At 60.8% G+C, this 20,590-nt stretch carries 21 protein-coding genes; 13 read left to right on the forward strand and 8 right to left on the reverse strand.

Features of this window, described 5'->3' with window-relative positions:
* Positions 1-61 precede the first annotated feature (61 nt).
* Genes ACQUTI_RS14365 through ACQUTI_RS14380 form a run of 4 tightly spaced genes read left to right on the forward strand, consistent with a single transcriptional unit; the run spans position 62 to position 3,490 of the window.
* A complete protein-coding gene (locus ACQUTI_RS14365; protein WP_428923293.1) occupies positions 62-979 on the forward strand; it encodes a metal ABC transporter substrate-binding protein in 918 nt (305 codons plus the stop codon).
* Entirely contained in the window at positions 976-1,797 is an 822-nt protein-coding gene (locus ACQUTI_RS14370) for a manganese/iron ABC transporter ATP-binding protein (RefSeq protein WP_023318999.1), read from the forward strand. Before ACQUTI_RS14365 ends, ACQUTI_RS14370 begins: the two co-directional genes overlap by 4 nt.
* Entirely contained in the window at positions 1,794-2,642 is an 849-nt protein-coding gene (sitC, locus tag ACQUTI_RS14375) for an iron/manganese ABC transporter permease subunit SitC (RefSeq protein ID WP_023319000.1), read from the forward strand. Before ACQUTI_RS14370 ends, sitC begins: the two co-directional genes overlap by 4 nt.
* Positions 2,636-3,490, forward strand: coding sequence for a metal ABC transporter permease (locus ACQUTI_RS14380; RefSeq protein ID WP_032456516.1), 855 nt, complete (start codon positions 2,636-2,638; stop codon positions 3,488-3,490). Before sitC ends, ACQUTI_RS14380 begins: the two co-directional genes overlap by 7 nt.
* Positions 3,491-3,559: 69 nt before the next feature.
* Here ACQUTI_RS14380 and ACQUTI_RS14385 read toward each other — a convergent pair whose 3' ends face one another.
* Both ACQUTI_RS14385 and ACQUTI_RS14390 read right to left on the reverse strand, forming a co-directional pair.
* Positions 3,560-3,901, reverse strand: a complete 342-nt coding sequence (locus ACQUTI_RS14385) for a nitrous oxide-stimulated promoter family protein (RefSeq protein ID WP_017899162.1) — start codon at positions 3,899-3,901, stop codon at positions 3,560-3,562.
* Between the two features lie 77 nt (positions 3,902-3,978).
* Positions 3,979-4,272 (reverse strand): SelT/SelW/SelH family protein, encoded by a 294-nt coding sequence (locus ACQUTI_RS14390; protein WP_004205627.1) that lies wholly within the window; start codon positions 4,270-4,272, stop codon positions 3,979-3,981.
* A 215-nt stretch (positions 4,273-4,487) separates the two neighbouring features.
* Here ACQUTI_RS14390 and ACQUTI_RS14395 point away from each other — a divergent pair, with 215 nt between their 5' ends.
* The 6 genes from ACQUTI_RS14395 to mutS all read left to right on the forward strand — a co-directional run bounded on the left by ACQUTI_RS14395 (position 4,488) and on the right by mutS (position 13,250).
* A complete protein-coding gene (locus tag ACQUTI_RS14395) occupies positions 4,488-6,851 on the forward strand; it encodes a TonB-dependent receptor domain-containing protein (RefSeq protein ID WP_428923294.1) in 2,364 nt (787 codons plus the stop codon).
* A 70-nt stretch (positions 6,852-6,921) separates the two neighbouring features.
* The gene (locus ACQUTI_RS14400; protein WP_254465500.1) at positions 6,922-7,953 is read left to right on the forward strand and encodes a hemin-degrading factor; all 1,032 of its coding nucleotides are present in this window, start codon (positions 6,922-6,924) and stop codon (positions 7,951-7,953) included.
* Positions 7,950-8,768 carry a heme/hemin ABC transporter substrate-binding protein gene (locus ACQUTI_RS14405; RefSeq protein ID WP_023319005.1) on the forward strand — a complete coding sequence of 273 codons (819 nt, stop codon included), beginning with the start codon at positions 7,950-7,952 and terminating at the stop codon, positions 8,766-8,768. The genes ACQUTI_RS14400 and ACQUTI_RS14405 overlap by 4 nt, the downstream gene beginning before the upstream one ends.
* The gene (locus ACQUTI_RS14410; RefSeq protein ID WP_017899167.1) at positions 8,768-9,763 is read left to right on the forward strand and encodes a FecCD family ABC transporter permease; all 996 of its coding nucleotides are present in this window, start codon (positions 8,768-8,770) and stop codon (positions 9,761-9,763) included. Before ACQUTI_RS14405 ends, ACQUTI_RS14410 begins: the two co-directional genes overlap by 1 nt.
* Positions 9,756-10,535, forward strand: a complete 780-nt coding sequence (locus tag ACQUTI_RS14415) for a heme ABC transporter ATP-binding protein (RefSeq protein ID WP_114508405.1) — start codon at positions 9,756-9,758, stop codon at positions 10,533-10,535. Before ACQUTI_RS14410 ends, ACQUTI_RS14415 begins: the two co-directional genes overlap by 8 nt.
* Positions 10,536-10,688: 153 nt before the next feature.
* Positions 10,689-13,250 carry a DNA mismatch repair protein MutS gene (gene mutS, locus ACQUTI_RS14420; RefSeq protein WP_114508406.1) on the forward strand — a complete coding sequence of 854 codons (2,562 nt, stop codon included), beginning with the start codon at positions 10,689-10,691 and terminating at the stop codon, positions 13,248-13,250.
* A gap of 127 nt (positions 13,251-13,377) precedes the next feature.
* On the opposite strand, the gene ACQUTI_RS14425 is transcribed toward mutS, so the two are convergent.
* The 4 genes from ACQUTI_RS14425 to ACQUTI_RS14440 form a co-directional block, all read right to left on the reverse strand.
* Positions 13,378-13,530 carry a Hok/Gef family protein gene (locus ACQUTI_RS14425; RefSeq protein ID WP_032417706.1) on the reverse strand — a complete coding sequence of 51 codons (153 nt, stop codon included), beginning with the start codon at positions 13,528-13,530 and terminating at the stop codon, positions 13,378-13,380.
* 431 nt (positions 13,531-13,961) lie between these two features.
* Positions 13,962-14,198: a non-oxidative hydroxyarylic acid decarboxylases subunit D gene (locus ACQUTI_RS14430; RefSeq protein WP_017899174.1), complete on the reverse strand. Its 237-nt coding sequence runs from the start codon at positions 14,196-14,198 to the stop codon at positions 13,962-13,964.
* A 10-nt stretch (positions 14,199-14,208) separates the two neighbouring features.
* On the reverse strand, positions 14,209-15,636 hold the full coding sequence (locus tag ACQUTI_RS14435) for a non-oxidative hydroxyarylic acid decarboxylases subunit C (protein WP_004205612.1): 1,428 nt from the start codon (positions 15,634-15,636) through the stop codon (positions 14,209-14,211).
* A complete protein-coding gene (locus ACQUTI_RS14440; protein WP_428923295.1) occupies positions 15,636-16,229 on the reverse strand; it encodes a non-oxidative hydroxyarylic acid decarboxylases subunit B in 594 nt (197 codons plus the stop codon). The genes ACQUTI_RS14435 and ACQUTI_RS14440 overlap by 1 nt, the downstream gene beginning before the upstream one ends.
* 172 nt (positions 16,230-16,401) lie before the next feature.
* Here ACQUTI_RS14440 and ACQUTI_RS14445 point away from each other — a divergent pair, with 172 nt between their 5' ends.
* Positions 16,402-16,809 carry a MarR family winged helix-turn-helix transcriptional regulator gene (locus tag ACQUTI_RS14445; RefSeq protein WP_004205611.1) on the forward strand — a complete coding sequence of 136 codons (408 nt, stop codon included), beginning with the start codon at positions 16,402-16,404 and terminating at the stop codon, positions 16,807-16,809.
* 8 nt (positions 16,810-16,817) lie between these two features.
* Here ACQUTI_RS14445 and ACQUTI_RS14450 read toward each other — a convergent pair whose 3' ends face one another.
* Positions 16,818-17,705 carry a LysR family transcriptional regulator gene (locus tag ACQUTI_RS14450; RefSeq protein WP_065802667.1) on the reverse strand — a complete coding sequence of 296 codons (888 nt, stop codon included), beginning with the start codon at positions 17,703-17,705 and terminating at the stop codon, positions 16,818-16,820.
* 108 nt (positions 17,706-17,813) lie between these two features.
* Here ACQUTI_RS14450 and ACQUTI_RS14455 point away from each other — a divergent pair, with 108 nt between their 5' ends.
* Together ACQUTI_RS14455 and ACQUTI_RS14460 are read left to right on the forward strand one after the other, a co-directional pair.
* Positions 17,814-19,016, forward strand: a complete 1,203-nt coding sequence (locus tag ACQUTI_RS14455) for an MFS transporter (RefSeq protein WP_114508407.1) — start codon at positions 17,814-17,816, stop codon at positions 19,014-19,016.
* Positions 19,013-19,390 (forward strand): DUF4440 domain-containing protein, encoded by a 378-nt coding sequence (locus ACQUTI_RS14460; protein ID WP_428923296.1) that lies wholly within the window; start codon positions 19,013-19,015, stop codon positions 19,388-19,390. Before ACQUTI_RS14455 ends, ACQUTI_RS14460 begins: the two co-directional genes overlap by 4 nt.
* Before the next feature lie 52 nt (positions 19,391-19,442).
* On the opposite strand, the gene rpoS is transcribed toward ACQUTI_RS14460, so the two are convergent.
* A complete protein-coding gene (gene rpoS / locus ACQUTI_RS14465) occupies positions 19,443-20,435 on the reverse strand; it encodes an RNA polymerase sigma factor RpoS (protein ID WP_002915106.1) in 993 nt (330 codons plus the stop codon).
* Positions 20,436-20,590 lie beyond the last annotated feature (155 nt).

Here is a 20,590-nt window from a genome sequence, read left to right on the forward strand (position 1 = left end):
TATATAACATAGCAATTGCTATAAACGCTGAGAAATTAACCACACCATTGCGAGGGATCCTATGCTGCATCTGACACCGCTGAAATCATTGCTGCTGGCCAGCGCGCTGGCCCTGCTGGCCGCGGCGCCGGCCTCGGCGCAGGAGAAATTCAGGGTTATCACCACCTTCACGGTTATCGCCGATATGGCGCAGAACGTGGCCGGCGATGCCGCCGTCGTCAGCTCCATCACCAAACCGGGCGCGGAGATCCACGACTACCAGCCCACCCCCAGCGATATCAAACGCGCACAGGGGGCGCAGCTGATCCTCAGCAATGGTCTCAATCTCGAACGGTGGTTTGCCCGCTTTTATCAACACTTGCAGGGCGTCCCGGAGGTGGTGGTCAGCGAGGGGATCCAGCCGATGGGCATCAGCGCGGGTCCCTATAGCGGGAAGCCCAATCCCCATGCCTGGATGTCGGCAGATAACGCCCTGATCTATGTCGATAATATTCGCGACGCGCTGGTGAAATACGATCCGCCTCACGCCGACACCTATCGCCGCAACGCCGAGGCCTACAAAGAGAAGATCCGCCAGACGATGGCGCCGCTGCAGGCCAGACTGGCGCAGCTGCCGGAGGATAAGCGCTGGCTGGTCACCAGCGAGGGAGCCTTCTCCTATCTGGCCCGCGACTATGGCCTGCGCGAACTCTATCTGTGGCCGATTAACGCCGACCAGCAGGGTACCCCGCAACAGGTGCGCAAGGTTATCGACACCATGAAGAGAGAACAGATCCCGACGATCTTCAGCGAAAGCACCATCTCCGATAAACCGGCGCGTCAGGTGGCGCGCGAAGCCGGCGCCCACTACGGCGGCTTGCTGTATGTCGATTCCCTGAGCGCCGCCGACGGCCCGGTGCCGACCTGGCTCGACCTGCTGCGCGTCACCACCGAAACCATCGTCAACGGTATCCAGGACGGGATGAGGAAACAGCTATGAATACAGCGCAAGCGGGTCTGTATGTCGACCAGCTCACCGTTACCTGGCGCAACGGCCACACCGCCCTGCGCGACGCCTCGTTCAGCGTACCACGCGGCGCCATTGCCGCGCTGGTGGGGGTTAACGGCTCGGGTAAATCCACGCTGTTTAAAGCGCTGATGGGCTTTGTGCGCATCGGTCACGGCGAAATCGCCATACTCGGCCAGCCGGTCAATCGCGCGCTGCGCCAGAATCTGGTCGCCTATGTCCCGCAGTCGGAAGAGGTGGACTGGTCCTTCCCGGTGCTGGTGGAGGATGTGGTGATGATGGGCCGCTACGGCCATATGGGCTGGCTGCGGCGGGCAAAGCCGCGCGATCGCGAAATCGTCGATGCCGCGCTGGCCCGCGTGGGCATGAGCGAGTACCGCCATCGGCAAATTGGCGAGCTCTCCGGTGGGCAGAAAAAGCGCGTCTTCCTTGCCCGCGCCATCGCTCAGCAGGGTCAGGTGATCCTGCTGGATGAGCCTTTTACCGGCGTCGATGTGCAGACCGAAGCGCGGATCATCAGCCTGCTGCGCGAGCTACGCGATGAGGGCTGCACCATGCTGGTCTCCACCCATAACCTCGGGTCCGTAAGTGAGTTTTGCGATTATACGGTGATGGTAAAAGGCACCGTGCTGGCCAGCGGCCCGACAGAAACCACCTTCACCGCCGAGAATCTGGAGCGGGCTTTCAGCGGCGTGCTGCGCCACGTCGCCCTCACCGGCGCGGAAGCGCAGATTATCACCGATGACGAGCGGCCGTTTATCAGCCGGCGCGCGGCGGGAGGACCACGATGAGCTGGCTGCTGGAGCCGTTTGGCTATCACTATATGCTCAATGCGATGTGGGTATCGGCGCTGGTGGGCGGCGTCTGCGCCTTTCTCTCCTGCTACCTGATGCTCAAAGGCTGGTCGCTGATTGGCGACGCCCTTTCCCACTCGATTGTGCCCGGCGTCGCCGGGGCCTATATGCTCGGCCTGCCGTTTGCCCTCGGCGCGTTTCTCTCGGGCGGCCTGGCGGCGGGCAGTATGCTGTTTTTGCAGCAGCGATCGCGGCTAAAAGAGGATGCGATTATCGGCCTGATCTTCTCCTCCTTCTTCGGTATCGGACTGTTTATGGTGTCGCTGAACCCGACGTCGGTGAATATCCAGACCATTATCCTCGGCAATATTCTGGCCATCGCCCCGGAGGATATTATCCAGCTGGCGGCGATCGGCTTTATCTCGATGGCGATCCTGCTGCTGAAGTGGAAAGATCTGATGGTGACCTTCTTCGATGAAAACCACGCTCGCTCGATTGGTCTGAACACCCGCGGCCTGAAGCTGCTGTTCTTTACCCTGCTGGCGGCCTGCACCGTAGCGGCGCTGCAGACCGTCGGCGCCTTTCTGGTCATCTGCCTGGTGGTCACTCCCGGGGCCACCGCCTGGCTGTTAACCGACCGCTTCCCGCGCCTGCTGGCCATCGCCGTCGCCATCGGCAGCCTGACCAGCTTCTTCGGCGCCTGGCTCAGCTACTATCTCGACGGCGCCACCGGCGGTATTATCGTGGTGGCGCAAACGCTGCTGTTCCTCATCACCTTTATCTTTGCGCCGAAGCATGGCCTGCTGGCCAACCGCCGCCGCGCCAGGGAGGCTGCATGCTGAATCTGTTCCTGGCTCCGTTTCAGTTTCCATTTATGGTCAACGCGATAACGGTATCGATGGTCGTCGCCGTGCCCTGCGCGCTGCTGTCGGTCTTTCTGGTGCTTAAAGGCTGGGCGCTGATGGGCGACGCCATGAGCCACGCGGTCTTTCCCGGCGTGGTGCTGGCCTACATTATCGGCATCCCCTTCGCCATCGGCGCGTTTATCGCCGGGCTGCTGTGCGCCGTAACGACCGGTTTTCTTGACGATAACAGCCGCCTCAAACGCGATACCATTATGGGAATTGTCTTCTCCGGCATGTTTGGCGCCGGGCTGGTGCTGTACGTAGCGATCCAGTCCGACGTCCATCTCGACCATATTCTGTTCGGCGATATGCTGGGGATCTCCCTCAGCGATATTGGACAAACGGCGGCTATCGCGCTGGTGATTGCGCTGATTATCGGGCTGAAATGGCGGGATTTTTTGCTGCACGCCTTCGATCCGACGCAGGCCAAAGCCAGCGGCCTGCGCGTGGGGCTGCTGCACTACGGCCTGCTGTGCATGATCGCCCTGACCATCGTCGCGACGCTGCAGTCGGTAGGGATTATTCTGTCGATTTCGCTGCTGATTGCCCCCGGGGCGATCGCGCTCCTGCTGGTACGGCGCTTTATCCACGCCCTGCTGCTGGCGGTGGCAGTGGCGGTCTGCTGCTCGGCGGGAGGGGTGTGGCTGGCGTTTTATCTCGATAGCGCGCCGGCGCCGACTATCGTGGTGCTGTTCACCGCGCTGTTTGTGGTCGCCTTTGTGGCAAGCACGATCCGGGATAGCCGGAAACAGAAAACTTCAGCAACCATCTCCGGCGGCGGCTAACGCCTTACCGGGGCTACAAAAAACGCGAGTTGTCCGCCGGCTGCGCGCCGCGCAGGCCGGGGAAGGCCGCTATTTTTTCGGTCGGTATTTTTCCGGCAGCGGCGGCACCGGCCGCCTGTCATCCAGCAGATGGCGAAGGGTCAGGATCGGGTGACGCCAGAGCATTCGCGGCCCGGCCCAGCGCATAATCTGCTTCATCTCTTCGCGCTTCGCCGGCTGGTAGCAATGCACCGGACACTGCTTGCAGGCCGGTTTATTGTCGCCAAACACGCACTTATCAAGGCGCTTATCGGCGTAGGCGTTCAGCGCCTGATAGTGTTCGGCGTCGTCGCGGGCCTCCGGACAGCGGCGCTGATAAAGCCCAATCATCCGACCGATCGTCTGCTTTTCACGTTCGATGCGTTTGCCCACCGTCAATTTCCCTCCCCACAAAAAGATGCATCAATAATACACCTTTTAAGCCGGCCACGCAGCCGCTTTCCTAACGATCAGGTCGGGTTAGCGGGTTTATCAACATGCCCCAATGCTTTTTCCGGGAAGCAGACATCGCGCACCCGGCGTTTCAGCTCTGCCGCATCCGGAAAGCCGCCATCCTGCTTGCGCTCCCAGATCTGCTGGCCGTCGATATCGATAGTGAAGATCCCGCCGGTGCCCGGCACCAGCGTCACCGAGGCGATATCGGTGCTGAAGGTGTGTAACAGCTCCTGCGCCATCCAGCTGGCGCGCAGCATCCAGTTGCACTGGGAACAATAGGTGATGGTGATAGCCGCTTTTGAATTCATCGTCATCTCGCTCAGGCTGAAAGGGCACAGTGTAAACAAAGTGCAGTTTAAATGAGGAATACATCAATATTTTGTTGCAAACGATAATACCTATCATTACCATTCGCAATCAACAAATGGAGTTAGACCCTATCCGCAACGGAAAAGACGGAGCAACCTGCAACTCTGGAAGTAACGCGTGAGCCGATACTAATAACGATCAAGGCGTGGCGACTATGTACAAATCGACTCCGTCAGCAGCAGGGTGTAAAAAACGCCTGCTGGTGACCTCTTTGCTTGCAGCAATTTATCAAACTTCTGCCGTCGCAGCAGGCACTTCCGCCATCGGCGGCGAGGCGGTGGATGACACCTCGGAACAAATGACCGTCACCGCTCCCGCGCCGGCGCAAAAAGCCGGTAACGAGCACAGCATCAGCGCCCGGGAGCTGGAGGATAAAGGCGCTAACGATTTCGGCTCGATCATGCGCTATGAGCCGCTCATCAGCGCCACCGGGGCCAGCGGCGGCTCCGGCAACGGCAAAAGCGGCTTCGACCGCGGGGGCTACACCGGCTACAACATTCGCGGTATGGAGAGCAACCGCGTCGGCATCGACGTGGACGGTATCGCCCAGCCCAACGCCACCGGCCGTGGCTACGTCGGTCGCGCCGGGCTCAACACCTTCGGCATCGGCCGCGATTATATCGACCCCTATATGTACGGCAGCGTGGATATCCAGTCCGGCGCCACCTCGACGGAAACGGCCAACAGCGCCATCGGGGGGAATGTCTCCTTCCGCCCGAAATCGGCGGATGATTACCTGCGCCCGGGCAAAACCAGCGCCTTCGGCTATCGCAGCGGCTACGACTCCGCGGATCGCAGCTGGCACAACGGGGTGACCGTCGCCGGCGGCGATGAGTTCCTGCGCGGCATTTTGGTCTACAGCCGCCGCGATGGTCAGGAAACCGAAAATAACAGCGGCACCGTCGATGCCTACCCGGCGAACTGGCACTCCGATGCCTTTCTGGCCTCCGGGATCTGGCAGCCCAACGACGAGCACAAGCTAACCAGCACCTTCGACTATTACCATAAAACCAACCACACCCACTACGATACCTGGGACTCCAGCGGCAACAGCACCATCGGCACCGCCAACCAGACCAGCCAGACCCGGCGCTGGGGTCTGAGCCTGAAGGATGACTGGACGCCGATGAATGACTACCTCGACAGCGTCTCCAGTAAAATCTATTACCAGCATACCGAAGCCCATGACTGGACGTATATGCCGGACAGCGTCACCCGCAGAATGCAGACGGTGAACTCCAACTACGACACCGACACCTGGGGCCTGCAGACCGCACTGGCGAAAACCCTGGGCCGCCACGATCTGAGCGCCGGCTTTAACGCCAGCACCAGCAAAACCCAGCGGCCGTTCAGCCAGTCGCCAATCCCCAGCGTTTACAGCGAGATCATGCAGCCGGAGGCGGATAGCCGCAGCTACACCCTCGGCGGTTTTGTTCAGGATAAGATCAACTTCGATCTCGATAGCCACAATTTCGCCATTATTCCCGGCGTGCGTGTGGTACATCAATCGACGAAGCCGGAAAATCTGTCCGACCTCGCCGCCAACAGCAGCGCGCTGACCGAATCGTCAGTGGCCAGGCTGTATGGTAAAAACAGCGATACCCAGGTTCTGCCGTCGTTGACCTTCCAGTACGACCTCACCCCGCGTCTGATGACCTACCTGCAGTACCAGCGCGGGGCGCAGTTCCCCAACGCCAGCCAGCTGTATGGCTCCTGGAACCTTGGCTCCAGCTACGCCGGCAGCCAGCAGTATGCCCTGATCGGCAATACCGATCTGAAGACGGAAACCAGCGATAATCTTGAGTGGGGACTGAAGGGGGAAGTTACCGAAGGCATCACTCTGCGCACGGCGCTGTTCTACAACAGCTATAAGAACTTTATCGCCTATACCCGCTATACCCGGGCGAATAATCCGGGCCAGTTCACCAACGTGCCGTCGAATATCTACACCATTTATCAGGCGGAAAACCGCGATAAAGCCTATATCTACGGCGGTGAAATCAGCACTAAATTTAACTTTGGCACCTGGTATGAGCAGGTGGACGGCCTGAGCGCCACCCTCGCCCTCGGCTATAGCGAAGGGAAATCGAAATCCAGCTACAGCGGCGATAAATACGTCGACCTCGACAGCGTAGCGCCGATGAAAGCCATCGTCGGCGTGGCGTGGGACGATCCGGCGAAACGCTACGGCACCGCCCTGACGGCGACCTTCGTCAAAGGGAAACAGGCGACCGCCACCAATCGCGAAAGCTACAGCAACAGCGGATCCGCCATCACCGATGCCAGCAGCGACTATATGCGCGTGCCGGGCTACGGCATGCTGGACTGGACCGCGTACTGGCAGGTAGCGAAAAACGTGCGCCTCAATGGCGGGGTCTACAACCTCACCGATCGTAAATACTGGGATTACCTGAGCAGCCGCAATATCGAGACCGGCACCAACCAGGACGCCAACGATAAAGCGCTGTCGGTGATGCCGGGCCGCACCTGGCAGCTCGGAGTCAACGTCGACTTCTGATTGTCCGAATAACCACTCACCTGCCCCGGCCCACCGGCCGGGGATATTGATCATCGAGAAGGATATAATTATGCCCAATGCCCACCCCGATTTGTGGCAGCGCTACCAGGCCACCAAAGCGGCCAGCACCGCGAAATATGCCCGCGATATCGCCGCGGAAATGGGGATCAGCGAAGCCGAACTGACCGCCGCCCGCCTCGGCCATGATGCCGTGCGCCTGAGCGATGACGCCCGGGCGCTGATTGCCGGCCTGGAGCGCGTCGGTGAAACCAAATGCATCTGCCGCAACGAGTATGCCGTGCATGAGCAGGTCGGCCAGTTCACGCACCAGCACCTCAGCGGCCACGCCGGGCTGGTGCTCAACCCGCGCGCGCTCGACCTGCGTCTGTTCCTCAGCCAGTGGGCCAGCGCCTTCCATCTGAACGATAACGGTCGCCAGAGCATTCAGTTTTTCGACCACCACGGTGACGCCCTGCTGAAAGTCTATGCGACCACGCAGACCGACATGGCGGCCTGGGACACCCTGATCGCGGAGTATCGGGTGGCGGCCCCGGCACCGCTGACCCTGCGCCCGCTGGAGCCGGTGAAATATGCCGAGAGCGCCGATGGAGCCGCGCTGGAGAACGACTGGCGCGAGATGACCGACGTACACCAGTTCTTCGGTCTGCTGCGTAAATATCAGCTTTCCCGCCAGCAGGCCTTCCGTCTGGTGAGCGACGACCTCGCCTGCCGCGTTGATCGCCATGCGCTGCCAGCGTTACTGGAGACGGTGCGCCAGGAGGGCAATGAAATCATGATCTTCGTCGGCAATCGCGGCTGCGTGCAGATTTTCACCGGCGCCCTGGAAAAGCTGGCGCCGATGCGCGGCTGGCTGAATATCTTCAATCCCACCTTTACCCTCCATCTGCGCGAAGAGAGCATCGATGAAGTGTGGGTGACCCGTAAGCCGACCTCAGACGGACACGTCACCAGCATCGAGCTGTTCGCCAAAGACGGCACCCAGATTGCCCAGCTCTATGGCCAGCGCAGCGAGGGCCACCCCGAGCAGGCGCAATGGCGCCAGCAGGTGGATCGTCTGACCCGCGAAGGACTGCCCGCATGATGCGCTGGTTACTGCTTCTCATCGCCTTCCCGCTGCTGAGCCACGCCGCTGTGGAGCGGCTCGTCACCCTCGGCGGAGATGTCACTGAGATCGTCTATGCCCTTGGCGCGCAACAGAGCCTGGTCGCCCGGGACAGCACCAGCAGCTGGCCCCCGGCGGCGCAAAAACTGCCGGATGTCGGCTACCTGCGGCAGCTGAACGCTGAGGGGATCCTCGCATTACGTCCGCAGCTGGTGTTAGCGAGCGCCCAGGCGCAGCCCTCGCTGGTCTTACAAAAGGTGCAGGCGAGCGGCGTGAAGGTGGTTAACGTGCCTGGCGGCGAAAACCTGGCCGCGATCGATAAAAAAGTGGCCGTCATTGCCGAAGCATTAGGCAAAACCCCGGCAGGCGACGCGCTGCGCCAGCAGCTTCAGCAGCAGATCGCCGCCATTCCAACGCAGCCGATTGCCAGGCGGGTGCTGTTTATTCTCAGCCACGGCGGAATGAATACCCTGGTGGCCGGGCAACACACCGCGGCCGATGGCGCCATTCGCGCCGCCGGTCTGCAGAACGCGATGCAGGGCTTCGACCACTATCGGGCGATGTCGCAGGAGGGAGTGGCCGCCAGCCAGGCGGATCTGGTGGTGATCTCCGCCGATGGTCTCAAAGGGATGGGCGGCGAAGCCGGGCTGTGGAGCCTGCCCGGCCTGGCGCAGACCCCGGCGGGTCGCCATAAACAGCTGCTGACGATCGACGACATGGCCCTGCTCGGCTTTGGGCCGCGCACCCCGCAGGCAATTATCGCGCTGCGTGAAAAAGCGGAGCAACTGCCCTGATGCGCCCTGCCCTCGCCCGCCGTTTGCTGATGATGACGCTACTGCTGGTTTCGCTGACGCTGTTCGCCACCACCCTTGGCGCGATGCGTTTGCCGCTGGCCAGCCTGCTGCCCGCCGGGGATGAGATGCTGCGCCACATCTGGCTGACCATCCGTCTGCCGCGGGTGCTGCTGGCCCTGCTGGTAGGCGCGGCGCTGGCCCTCTCCGGCTGCGTGATGCAGGGGCTGTTTCGCAACCCGCTAGCCGACCCGGGCCTGCTGGGCATCAGCAGCGGCGCCGCGCTGGCGGTGGCCTGCTGGCTGGTGCTCCCGCTTTCCGCATCGGGGCTGATCGCCCTGTATATGCCGATGCTGGCGGCGTTTATTGGTAGCCTGGCAGTGATGGTGGTGATTTTTATCCTCAGCCGGGCGGAGGAGGGTTCGCTGTCGCGCCTGCTGCTGGTAGGGATCGCCATCAACGCGCTGTGCGGGGCGCTGGTCGGCGTGCTGGCCTGGCTGAGCAACGACGCCCAGCTGCGCCAGCTGTCGCTGTGGGGCATGGGCAGCCTGGGCCAGGCCGAGTGGCCGACCCTGCTGGTGGCTGCGACCCTGATCATCCCGGCGGCGCTGGCGGTGTGGTGGATGGCCTCCCGCCTGAATTTGCTGCAGCTCGGCGATGAAGAAGCGCACTATCTCGGGGTCAACGTGCGGGCGCTGCAGCGCTGGCTGCTGCTGTGCAGCGCGGTGCTGGTGGCCGCGGCGGTGGCCATCAGCGGCGTCATCGGCTTTATTGGCCTGGTGGTGCCGCACCTGATGCGCCTGTGGCTGGGGCCGGACCATCGCGGGCTGATCCCCGGCTCGCTGCTGGCCGGCGCGATCCTGCTTCTGCTGGCCGACACCCTGGCCCGCACCATGGCGGCGCCGGCGGAGATGCCGGTCGGTCTGCTCACCAGCCTGCTGGGCGCCCCCTGGTTTCTGTGGCTGGTCTTTCGTCGGGAGAACTCCAGACATGGCTAATGCATACTGCGCCCAGGGTCTGTCACTTCGCCTTGGTAAACGACAGATTATCGACAACGTCTCCGTCGCGCTGCGCGGCGGCGAGATGACGGCGCTTATCGGGCCGAACGGCGCAGGCAAATCCACGCTGCTGCGGCTGCTTACCGGGTACCTGACTCCGGATAGCGGCACTCGCCATCTGGCGGGCACGCCGCTGGAGGAATGGTCACCCGAGGCGCTGGCGCGCCGGCGGGCGGTCATGCTGCAGCGCACGGCCCTGCAGGCTGACTGGACGGTGGAAACGGTCATCGCCATGGGGCGCTCGCCGTGGGGTCCGACCGCGGACCCGGCGGTGCTGGCGGCGGTAATGGCCGTCACCGGCTGCGATGAACTTGCCGGCCGCCGCTATCCCGGCCTCTCCGGCGGTGAGCAGCAGCGGGTACAGCTCGCCCGCTGTCTGGCGCAGCTGTGGCACGACGGCGCGCCGCAGGGCTGGCTGTTTCTTGATGAACCCACCTCGGCGCTGGACCTTTACTATCAACAGCATCTGCTGCGCTTGCTCAAACGGCTCACCGCCGGCGGGCAACTGCACGTGTGCGTGGTGCTGCATGACCTTAACCTCGCCGCCCTGTGGGCCGACCGCATCCTGCTGCTTCACCAGGGCCATCTGGTCGCCCAGGGCACGCCGCAGGAGGTGATCCAGCAGCCAGTTATCCATCGCTGGTACGGGGCGGATGTCCGCCTCGGCCAGCATCCGGACAACGCGGCCCCCCAGGTCTATCTGGCGCCGTAACCCCCGCGCGGCGCAACCGGAATCCGGATCGCGCCGCGCGCGTTCGTCAGTTTCCCTCGCCTGCCCATCTCCGTTATCATGTCTCATCCATGTGATAACGACGAAAACAACAAAATCGCCGCCATTTCAAATCAGGGATCTGGATAACACCCCATGAGCACAATTGACAATCTCGACGCCCACACGCCGATGATGCAGCAGTATCTCAAGCTGAAGGCGCAACATCCTGACATTCTGCTGTTTTACCGGATGGGGGATTTTTACGAGCTGTTTTATGACGATGCGAAACGCGCGTCGCAGCTGCTCGATATCTCGCTGACCAAACGCGGCGCCTCCGCGGGCGAACCCATTCCCATGGCCGGCATCCCCCACCACGCGGTGGAAAACTATCTTGCGAAACTGGTTAATCAGGGCGAGTCGGTAGCTATTTGCGAGCAGATAGGCGACCCGGCCACCACCAAAGGGCCGGTCGAGCGTAAAGTGGTGCGTATCGTCACGCCGGGCACCATCAGCGATGAAGCGCTGCTGCAGGAGCGTCAGGACAACCTGCTGGCCGCCATCTGGCAGGACAGCAAAGGCTTTGGCTACGCGACGCTGGACATCAGCTCCGGCCGCTTCCGCCTGAGCGAACCGGCCGACCGCGAAACCATGGCGGCAGAGCTGCAGCGTACTAATCCGGCGGAGCTGCTGTACGCGGAAGATTTTGCCGAATCGTCGCTGATCGAAGGCCGCCGCGGCCTGCGCCGTCGCCCGCTGTGGGAATTTGAAATCGACACCGCGCGCCAGCAGCTTAACCTGCAGTTCGGCACCCGCGATCTGGTCGGCTTCGGCGTGGAAAACGCCCCCCGCGGCCTGTGCGCCGCCGGCTGCCTGCTGCAGTATGTCAAAGACACCCAGCGCACCTCGCTGCCGCATATTCGCTCCATCACCATGGAGCGCCAGCAGGACAGCATCATTATGGATGCCGCCACCCGCCGTAATCTGGAGATCACCCAGAATCTCGCCGGCGGCACCGATAACACGCTGGCCTCGGTACTCGACTGTACGGTGACGCCGATGGGCAGCCGGATGCTCAAGCGCTGGCTGCATATGCCGGTCCGCGATACCGCCGTGCTGGTGGAGCGCCAGCAGACCATCGGCGCGCTGCAGGAGCGCTATACCGAGCTGCAGCCGGTGCTGCGCCAGGTCGGCGATCTGGAACGTATTCTGGCGCGTCTGGCGCTGCGTACCGCCCGTCCACGCGATTTAGCCCGCATGCGTCATGCCCTGCAGCAGTTGCCTCTGCTGCGCGAGCAGCTGGCCGACGTTGACAGCCAGCCGGTGCAAAAATTGCGCGAAAAAATGGGCGAGTTTAGCGAACTGCGCGAACTGCTGGAGCGCGCGGTGATCGACGCGCCGCCGGTGCTGGTCCGCGACGGCGGGGTTATCGCCCCGGGCTACAGCGAAGAGCTGGACGAGTGGCGGGCGCTGGCCGATGGCGCCACTGATTATCTCGATAAGCTGGAGATCCGCGAGCGCGAGCGGCTGGGCCTCGATACCCTGAAGGTCGGCTACAACGCCGTCCACGGCTACTATATCCAGATCAGCCGCGGCCAGAGCCACCTGGCGCCGATCCACTACGTGCGTCGCCAGACGCTGAAAAACGCCGAACGCTACATTATTCCTGAGCTGAAGGAATACGAAGATAAGGTGCTGACCTCCAAGGGCAAGGCGCTGGCGCTGGAAAAACAGCTTTATGACGAACTGTTCGACCTGCTGCTGCCGCATCTTGCCGACCTGCAGGCGAGCGCAAGCGCGCTGTCCGAGCTGGACGTGCTGGTCAACCTGGCGGAACGCGCGGAAACCCTGAACTACTGCTGCCCGACCTTTAGCGATAAGCCGGGCATTCGCATCAGCGAAGGCCGCCATCCGGTGGTCGAGCAGGTGCTGAAAGAGCCGTTTATCGCCAACCCGCTGCAGCTGGCGCCGCAGCGGCGGATGCTGATCATCACCGGGCCGAACATGGGCGGTAAAAGTACCTATATGCGCCAGACCGCGCTAATTGCGCTGCTGGCCTATATCGGCAGCTACGTCCCGGCGCAGAAGGTGGAGATAGGCCCCATCGATCGCATCTTTACCCGCGTCGGCGCGGCGGATGACCTGGCCAGCGGCCGCTCGACCTTTATGGTGGAGATGACTGAAACCGCCAATATCCTGCACAACGCCACCGAACACAGCCTGGTGCTGATGGATGAGATTGGCCGCGGCACGTCCACCTACGACGGTCTGTCGCTGGCATGGGCCTGTGCGGAAAATCTCGCCAACAAAATCAAGGCGCTGACGCTGTTCGCCACCCACTACTTCGAGCTCACTCAGCTGCCGGAGAAAATGGAAGGCGTCGCCAACGTCCATCTCGACGCGCTGGAGCATGGCGACACCATCGCCTTTATGCACAGCGTGCAGGATGGCGCGGCCAGCAAGAGCTACGGCCTGGCGGTCGCCGCGCTGGCCGGGGTGCCGAAAGAAGTGATCAAGCGCGCGCGGCAGAAACTGCGCGAGCTGGAGAGTATTTCGCCCAACGCGGCGGCGACCCAGGTCGACGGCACGCAGATGTCGCTGCTCGCCGCCCCGGAAGAGACCTCGCCTGCAGTTGAGGCGCTGGAGAATCTTGATCCGGACTCCCTGACCCCGCGTCAGGCGCTGGAGTGGATTTATCGTCTGAAAAGTCTGGTCTAGCACCCCAATCGCCCTATTAAGGTGAAAAACGGCAGCGCCGTTCAGCGCTGCCGTTTTAACAAACTAAAAATGGGTGCAAGAGGATGCGTCCTGACAACCGATACGCGGGGTTGCCCCCGCGCGGATGCTACTTCTTCGATTCGTAAGCGAGAACAGCTTTAAACTCAATATTACGCTCTTTAATACTCAGCTCGCATAGTGAGCTGTGCGCCAACAGCGTAAATCCCAGTACCGTAATACAGAGTACGATGATTGCCACAAGGGCATATTTTGTCAGCATATCTTGCCTCCCTGCAAAGAAGAGACTAACATCTGAATTGTCGATGTTCATTCGCTAGCCTCAGTTGATAGAAATATCTCCTGGGGCTTTCGTCTGTCTGGGGTCCTGGTAATGCTCAAGGCCAGACAGCCTCAAGCACCCGCCGCTATTCTATACTCGTCAGGGCGTGAAATTTATCTGCAAGGAATTAATCAGACGGATTTTATAATAATCTGGAAGCAGGCTCGCAAAAGCGCCCCATTATATTACCCCTTTACATAATTTCTGGATTTAATGAGTAAATAACTTTTATCATTTTGCGAAATATAAAAAAGCCGACGGAGAGATTATCCCAGTAGGCATGATGGTCGCAGGCAGTTTGCGCACGACCCAGTTTTAAAATGGCAGGTAAAATAGCCTTAACAGGATAAGCCCTTAGCAGGCTCTTTTCATTAACGCTTATCTTCCGGCAATAGCGGCGGGACGTGCGGTACCTGCGGCGCCTCATCAATATCTTTCTGCGTCATCCGGAACGCTTCAGGATAGTGCTCGCGGCTGGTGCGGCGCAGCGGCTCGGTATCCCGCCAGGTATACAGACAGTGCTGGCACTGATACACCGTCCAGACTCCTTTCACCGGCGATTTCGCCATGACGTCAATCTTTTCATCGGCGCAACGTGGACAAATCATCTTCTTCTCCTTATTTACGGTTGGCCAGCATGGCGGTCAGTTTTTCAGCCCAGGCTTTGGTTTCCGGCAGATCCTGCACCGGCTGGCTGTAGTGGCCGCGCAGGTCCGGCGCAACCGGGGTGGTGGCGTCGATAATGAGTTTGTCGGTGATGCCCGCCGGGCTGGAGCCTGGATCAAGTTCAAGGACCGACATGTTCGGCAACTGCACCAGGTCTCCCGCCGGGTTAACCTTAGAGGAGAGCGCCCACATCACCTGCGGCAGGTTGAACGGGTCGACGTCTTCATCAACCATAATCACCATCTTCACATAGCCGAGGCCGTGGGGAGTGGTCATCGCCCGCAGTCCCACCGCGCGGGCAAAGCCGCCGTAGCGTTTTTTGGTGGAGATGATCGCCAGCAGACCGTGGGTGTACATGGCGTTGACCGCCTGCACTTCCGGAAACTCTGCCTTCAGCTGCTGATACAGCGGCACGCAGGTGGCCGGGCCCATCAGATAGTCGATTTCGGTCCATGGCATACCGAGATAGAGCGATTCAAAAATCGGTTTGCTGCGATACGAGACTTTGTCGATGCGCACTACCGTCATGTTACGACCGCCGGAGTAGTGGCCGGTAAACTCACCGAACGGCCCCTCTATCTCACGCTTGCGGCCTTCAATCACCCCTTCGAGGATCACTTCCGAACCCCAGGGCACGTCAAAGCCGGTCAGCGGCGCGGTGGCGATGGGATACGGGCTCTCGCGCAGCGCGCCGGCCATTTCATATTCTGACTGATCGTATTTCAGCGGCGTGGCGCCCATCAGGGTGATAATCGGGTCGTTACCGAGGGTAATGGCGATCGGCAGGTCTTCCCCGCGCTCTTCCGCCTTATGCAGATGCAGGGCGATATCGTGCATCGGCACCGGCTGCAGGCCGAGCTTGCGCTTGCCTTTCACTTCCATACGGTAGATACCGACGTTTTGCTTACCGAAGTTGTCAGGGTCAAGCGGATCGCGCGAAACGACACAGGCTTTGTCGAGGTAGAAGCCACCGTCGCCATCGTTGAGGCGGAACAGCGGCAGAATATCGAACAGGTTGATATCGTCGCCATCCACGGTGTTTTCCGCCCATGCCGGGTTGGCGCGGCGCTCTGGCGTCACCGGGAAGTTATCCCAACGGCGGATGAATTCATCAATCTGCTTTTTCACCGGCGTGTTGGGCGGCAGGCCCAGCGAGATGGCATGGTTCTGCCACGAGCCGATGGTGTTCATCGTCACCCGGGCGTCGGTAAAGCCGCGAATATTATCGAACCACAGCGCCGGGGCGCCGTCGCCGATGCGTCCGGTGGCATTGGCCGCCGCCGCCAGGTCTGGCTCAGCGTTCACCTCTTCACTGATTTTCAGCAGTTGTCCCTGGTCATCCAGTGCCTGCAAAAAGCTGCGCAAATCATCAAAAGCCATTATTCGATCTCCTGTGCAAATTGTTCTGCCGTACGCAAGCCGTTCCAGCGGCGCGCCTTGTGGTAGTCGAGGCCAAACTGATCCAACACCCGGGTCACAATATGGTTGGTGATATCGTCAACCGTTTCCGGGTGGTTGTAGTAAGCCGGCATCGGCGGCACCATCGCCACGCCCATCCAGGACAGCGCCAGCATGTTCTCCAGATGGATCGTGCTGAGCGGCATTTCCCGCGGGACCAGCACCAGCTTGCGCCCCTCTTTAAGCACCACGTCCGCCGCGCGGCCCACCAGCCCTTCGGCATAGCCCGCGCGAATGCCCGCCAGCGTCTTCATACTGCAGGGAATAACGATCATGCCGTCGGTGCGAAATGAACCTGATGAGATGGTGGCGGCCTGGTCGGCCGGGCTGTGGGAAAAGTCCGCCAGCGCGGCCACTTCCCGTGCCGTCCACGGCGTTTCCAGCTCGATGGTGGTTTTGGCCCATTTCGACATCACCAGATGGGTTTCCACCTCCGGCATATCGCGCAGCGCCTGCAGCAATGCCACCCCAAGCGGAGCCCCGGTGGCCCCCGTCATCCCAATAATCAGTTTCATTCCACACCTCATTCACTTTGTTCGTACACGAACTTTATGTTTAAATTACCCCTTCCTGATTCAAATAACAAGATCGTTCGTATACGTGCGCATTTTTAATCAAACAGGGAAAAGGTATAAAAAGGCGTACGAACAGCTATCATAGAGGTGACAGTTTTGTTACGGAGTATTCATGGAGTTACGAAACGAAGCATTCCACCTGCTGCGCCAGCTTTTTCAACAACATACCGCCCGCTGGCAGCAGGCGTTACCGGACCTGACTAAGCCTCAGTATGCGGTGATGCGCTCGGTTGCCGAGCAGCCGGGGATCGAACAGGTGGTGCTGATTGAAGCGGCGGTCAGTACTAAGGCCACGCTGGCGGAGATGCTCAGCCGGATGGAAGCGCGCGGCCTGGTGCGCCGGGAGCACGATCCGGCCGATAAACGCCGCCGTTTTGTCTTTCTGACCGACGAAGGCGAGGCGCTGCTTAACCGTTCCATTCCGCAAGGCAATGAGGTCGATGACGAGTTTCTCGGCCGCCTGAGCGATGATGAACGCGAGCAGTTCTCCCGGCTGGTGCGTAAGATGATGGTTCCCTGAGCAAGCGCCTAGTCGAGCTGCTCACGCAGAAAGTCGATAAACGCCCGCACCCGGGTCGGCATATGCTGCGCATCGGGAAAAAGGGCATAAACGCCCTGCGGCGGGAAATGGTATTCCGGCAGGACAGCCACCAGCTCCCGCTGCGCCAGTTTCCCGGCCACCAGCCAGGCAGGCAGCAAAGCGACGCCGCATCCGGCCAGAGCAAAGCTCATCAGCGCCGTGGCGCTGTCGGCTGAAAACCGTGGCGCGTTGACTATCGTAAAATCCACCTCTGCCTGTTCATCCGTTCGCAGCTGCCAGCGCAGCGGCGCCGGCAGACGCTCGTGAATAATCCAGTCAGCTTGCGCCAGATCGGACAGCGTCTGCAGCGGATGGCTCGCCAGCCAGGCCGGTGAGGCGACGGGCAGGATCGCAAAACTGGCAATCCGCGTCGCCCGGTAGCGGGAATCGGCCAACGTGCCGAGGCGTATCGCCACGTCAAATCGTTCGGAGATAAGATCCGCATGATGGGAGGACGAGACGTGCCGCACCCGTAACGCCGGATGATGACGGGAAAACGCCGCCAGCGCCGGGATGATAACCTGTGCGCCATACTCCGGCGTGGTGGTGATCCGCAGCTCTCCGCTTAAACCGCTATGGCTGGCCCGAACCTCATCCTGCAGATTTTCCGCCGCTTTCAGCAGCTCCACCCCACGCTGATAGAACAGCGCCCCGGCGTCAGTGAGCCGCAGACGGCGCGTCGAGCGCAGCAGCAGGGTCACCCCCAGCTCATTTTCCAGTTGCCTTACGTTAAAGCTGACCACCGCTTTGGTCTGCCCCAGCGCCGCGGCGGCCTGGGTGAAGCTGCCGGCGTCCACCACGGCGATAAACATGGTCACGCGCTGAAGGTTTAGCATCGTCGTCCGGATGATTGTCAAAAATATTCAGACAGTATATCCCGATTCACCCCGTTTATCCCCCGTGGCGCCGGGTTTACAGTAGCCGCCTGTCTGAGGGAGTGAATCATGACCTATCGCCACCGCGTTGCCACCGTTTTTCTGTTCGGCTTTTTTCTCGACTTAATCAATATGTTTATCGCCAGCATCGCCTTCCCGGCTATCAGCCACGCGCTGGCGGTATCCGTCTCGCAGCTGGCGTGGGTCAGCAATGCCTATATTCTTGGCCTGACGGTCGTCGTGCCGTTCAGCGCCTGGCTCAGCCAGCGCTGTGGACCAAAACGGCTGTTTTTACTCTCGCTGGGGCTGTTCAGCCTCGGCGCGCTGGCATCAGGGCTGGCCCACAGCCTGGGTGCGCTGATTTTCTGGCGGACGTTGCAGGGGATGGGCGGCGGGCTGCTAATCCCCCTCGGTCAGGCGCTGACCTGGCCGCTGTTTCAGCCGCAGGAGCGGGCGAAGCTATCGGCGGCGGTGATGCTGGTCGGCCTGCTGGCGCCCGCCTGCTCGCCGGCGATCGGCGGTCTGCTAGTCCAGGCCTTCAGCTGGCGCTGGGTCTTTTTCGCCAGCCTGCCTGTCGCCCTGCTTACCTTTATGCTGGCGGCGCGATGGCTGAACGACACCTCCGCCCCTGTCCGGCCGGCCCGCTTGCTCCCGCTGTCGTTGCTGGCCGATCCTCTCCTGCGCTTCGCCATGCTTATTTATCTCTGCGTACCGGGAATGTTTATTGGCGTCAACGTCGTGGGAATGTTCTACCTGCAACGCGTCACCGGGATGGCGCCGGGGGCCATTGGCGCCCTGATGGTGCCCTGGTCGCTGGCCTCGTTTGTCGCCATCACCTTTACCGGCAGGTATTTCAACCGCTTCGGACCGCGGCCTCTGGTGATAGTCGGCTGCCTGCTTCAGGCGGCAGGGATCCTGCTGCTGCTGCAGGTCGATGCGCACAGCTCGCTGGCGCTGTTGATTCTGGCCTTTACGCTGATGGGCGGCGGAGGCAGCTTATGCAGCAGCACCGCGCAAAGCAGCGCTTTCCTGCATACGCCTGGCGAAGAGATGCCTGACGCCAGCGCGCTGTGGAACCTTAACCGCCAGCTCAGCTTCTTTGCCGGCAGCGCGCTGCTCGCTCTGCTACTGAGGATATTCCCGCCGGCCTACGCATGGCAAGGCGCGTTTAGCTGCGCCGCCGCCATAACCCTGTTGCCGCTGCTGTGTTGCCTGCGGCTGAATAATCGGGCGATTATCCATCGCCTGCACACCACTCTGGAGAAGTCATGAACCCGTATCTGCAGGAAGTCCTCGACGCCCATGTCCTTATCGAACGCTGGTTAAGCCAGGGGGAAGGGAGCGCTGAGGCGCTGATGAGCCGTTTTGCCGCCGAATTCACTATGATCCCTCTGAGCGGCGAGAAGATGGACCACCCGACGGTGAGCCGTTTTTTCCACCAGGCGGGCGCAAGCCGTCCGGGATTACACATCGTGGTGGATCAGACGAAAATCATCAGCGAGTGGCACGACGGCGCCGCCGTGCTATACCGTGAACGCCAAACGCTGGCGGATGGCAGTGAGAACGTACGCTGGTCGACGGCGATTTTTCAGCAAGCGGAAGGGAAAATTGTCTGGCGCCATCTGCAGGAAACCCGCCGCGGCTAGCGCAAAGAAAAAGGCCCCGACTTTCGAGGGGGCCTTTTTGAGAGAAAAGATCTTATTCGCGGAAGAGCGCTTCGATATTCAGTCCTTGCCCCTGCAGAATTTCCCGCAGACGACGCAGACCTTCCACCTGGATCTGACGCACACGCTCGCGGGTGAGGCCAATTTCACGGCCCACATCTTCCAGGGTGGCGGCTTCATAACCCAGCAGACCGAAACGACGCGCCAGAACCTCACGCTGCTTGGCGTTCAGTTCGAACAGCCATTTAACGATGCTTTGTTTCATATCATCGTCCTGCGTGGTGTCTTCCGGGCCGTTCTCTTTCTCATCGGCCAGAATATCCAGCAGCGCTTTTTCTGAATCGCCACCCAGCGGGGTATCCACCGAGGTGATGCGCTCGTTCAGACGCAGCATACGGCTGACGTCATCGACCGGTTTGTCCAGCTGTTCGGCAATCTCTTCCGCACTCGGCTCGTGGTCCAGCTTATGGGACAACTCGCGCGCGGTACGCAGATAGACGTTCAGCTCTTTGACAATGTGGATCGGCAAACGGATCGTACGGGTTTGGTTCATGATCGCCCGTTCAATGGTCTGGCGGATCCACCAGGTCGCATAGGTCGAAAAACGGAACCCACGTTCCGGGTCAAACTTCTCAACGGCGCGGATCAGGCCGAGGTTACCTTCTTCAATCAGATCCAGCAGCGCCAGACCACGATTGCTGTAACGACGGGCAATCTTCACCACCAGACGCAGGTTGCTTTCAATCATGCGACGGCGTGAAGCGACATCACCACGCAGTGCGCGACGCGCGAAATAGACTTCCTCTTCCGCGGTCAGCAGTGGGGAATAACCAATCTCTCCAAGATAAAGCTGAGTGGCGTCAAGCACGCGTTGCGTTGCGCCTTGCGACAGCAGCTCTTCCTCAGCCAGATCGCTATCACTGGGTTCCTCTTCTACTAAGGCCTTCTCGTCGAAAACCTCAATTCCGTTCTCATCAAATTCCGCGTCTTCATTTAAATCATGAACTTTCAGCGTATTCTGACTCATAAAGGTGGCTCCTACCCGTGATCCCTGAGCAAAGCACCTTCCACGGCGCATCAACAAAAGACGCCAGGACGATTTCCCCTACTCCTCTCTGCGAGAGGCGCATAGACACCGCCCTGGCGCCTGTTAGCTAATGCTTCGCTTATCCGTACTTTGCC

Origin of the sequence: Klebsiella sp. 7-CIP_Kleb. (assembly GCF_050378655.1) — a bacterium.
In the GTDB taxonomy this organism is placed as follows: Bacteria; Pseudomonadota; Gammaproteobacteria; order Enterobacterales; family Enterobacteriaceae; genus Klebsiella; species Klebsiella quasipneumoniae.